Source organism: Loktanella atrilutea (assembly GCF_900128995.1).
GTDB lineage: Bacteria > Pseudomonadota > Alphaproteobacteria > Rhodobacterales > Rhodobacteraceae > Loktanella > Loktanella atrilutea.
In genome coordinates this window covers 1-2,255 of sequence record NZ_FQUE01000040.1, presented here as the reverse complement: position 1 = coordinate 2,255, position 2,255 = coordinate 1, and the positions used below count along the sequence as shown (strand labels likewise).

The 2,255-nt window shown below is 60.7% G+C and carries 2 protein-coding genes; both read left to right on the top strand.

From position 1 onward, the window contains the following. Nucleotides 1–92: 92 nt before the first annotated feature. Complete coding sequence (gene istA, locus BUA54_RS20415) at nt 93–1,355, top strand: IS21 family transposase (RefSeq protein ID WP_072859068.1); 1,263 nt, start codon at nt 93–95, stop codon at nt 1,353–1,355. Further along, nucleotides 1,343–2,188 (top strand): IS21-like element helper ATPase IstB, encoded by an 846-nt coding sequence (gene istB / locus BUA54_RS20410; RefSeq protein WP_072859067.1) that lies wholly within the window; start codon nt 1,343–1,345, stop codon nt 2,186–2,188. The genes istA and istB overlap by 13 nt, the downstream gene beginning before the upstream one ends. Nucleotides 2,189–2,255: the final 67 nt, after the last annotated feature.

Below are 2,255 nucleotides of genomic sequence, written 5' to 3'. Positions count from 1 at the left end.
TTTGGCGCTGATGCCGATGATCAGGGGGGCATGCCCCCCTGATCATCGGTCGCGCATAATTCCCCTGTTGAGGCCAATGGAAAGGCTCGCAGGTGGTTGGATTGAGGGAGATCGTGATGATCTTGGAATTGAGGCGGCAGGGTCTTGGCGTCAGCGCGATCGCGCGACAGACCGGGCTCGACCGCAAGACTGTGAGAAAATATCTGGAGCGGGGCCTTGAGGCCCCGGTCTATGGGCCACGGGAACCGGGCGATCGGCTGGCTGATCGGTTCCAGTCTTATCTGTCTGAACGGCTCGAGGCGTTCCCGGGTCTCTCGGTGCGCAGACTGCATCGCGAGATCAAGGCGATGGGGTATGAAGGCGCCTATTCCACGCTGAGTGAATATCTCCGACTGATCCGGCCTCCTGTGCCGCGACAGTTTGAGCGACGCTTCGAGACGCCTGCCGGCAAGCAGGCGCAGGTTGATTTTGCTGAGTTCCAGGTGGAGTTCACCTGCGAACCTGGCGTGGTGCGCAAGGTCTGGCTGTTCAGCATGGTGCTGGGGCACAGCCGCTGGCTTTGGGGACGGTTCTGCCCGAACCAGACACTGGAAACGGTGATGCGTTGCCACATCGCGGCGTTCGGCATGATGGGCGGGGTCTGCACGGAGATCCTGTATGATCGGATGAAGACAGCCGTCATTGGCGAAGATACCGCGGGCGTTGTGACCTACAATGCATCTCTGGTGGCGCTGCTGGCGCACTACGGGTCAGCACCGCGGGCTTGTCAGCCGTATCGGGCCAAAACGAAAGGCAAAGTCGAGAGGCCGTTCCGCTATATCCGGCAGGACTTCTTCCTGGGACGCAGTTTCCGCGACATGGAAGATCTGAATGCCCAGTTCGAGGAATGGCGCACGACCATCGCCAACACTCGGGAGCATGCGACCACAAAGCGGATCGTGGATGAGCATTTTGCCGAAGAGGCACCGTATCTTCTGGCTTTACCCGCGCACCCTTATGAAGCGGTTCTGACCGTGGAGCGGCGGATCAGCCAAGATGGCATGGTCGCGGTAGGCGGCAATCAATACAGCGTTCCCGACACCACAAGACGCAGGATTGTCGAAGTCCAGAACCATCCGGTCGAGGTTCGCATCTTTGAGGACGGTGCATTGATCGCAATCCACCCGGTGTTGGAAGGCAAGAACCAGCGTCGGATCGATCCCAGCCATCGCAAGCCCATCCCACTGGCACGGCGGGCTGTTCAGCTGTTGCCGTCACCAGCCGATGCCCCGGTCGCACGACGTCCTCTCACCTTTTACGAAGCCGTGGGTCGCCGTCTGGCCGAAGCTCATGAGGGCCGACCATGCCCCCTGTGACCGAACGCATTCGCCAAAGCCTCGTCAGCTTGCACATGGCCCGCGCCCTCGAAACACTGGACCAGACTCTCAGCCGCCTGGAAAAAGGCGAGATCAGCGCCATCGAGGCTATCGACGAGTTGCTGGCCGAAGAACTGATCCTCAGGGAAGGCCGCCGCATCGGCGTGGGATTGCGAACCGCACGTCTGACCCCGATTAAGACGCTGGAGAGCTTTGACTTCTCATTCCAGCCTTCTCTGGATCGGCACCGTATCATGGCGCTGGCGCAGCTGGAGTTCATCAAGCGGGCTGAGGTCCTGCACTTTCTCGGCCCACCGGGCACCGGCAAAAGCCACCTCGCGACAGCCCTCGGTGTCGCTGCCGTAAGAGCCGGCAGGAGTGTCTATCGCAACACCTTGGCCGAACTGATCGAGGCCTTGAGCAAAGCCGAACGCGAAGGCCGCCTGGTCGAGAAGATCCGGTTCTATGCGCGGGCGTCCCTGCTGATCGTCGATGAGATCGGCTATCTGCCAATTACCAGCGGTGGTGCCAACCTGTTCTTCCAGCTGGTCAACGCGCGATACGAAAAGGGCGCGATGATCCTGACGTCAAACCGGGGCTTCGCGGAATGGGGCGAAATCTTTGGCGATCCCGTCGTCGCTACTGCGTTGCTCGACCGCCTGTTGCATCATGCCGTCGTCGTCCAGATCGAGGGGGCCAGCTACCGGCTGCGCCACCATGCAGACCTGATCCCGGAACATACCAGGGCGCATGCCAACATCACACCGCCGCCACCGCCAAAACGCCGTGGTCGGCCGCCCAAAATCGGAGGCGCCAATCAATTCTCCGGCTGATCGCCGAACCCGTGAGGTGGGGAATTTTGCGCCAGCACTTCTGGGGAAATTTGATCCAGCATTTACA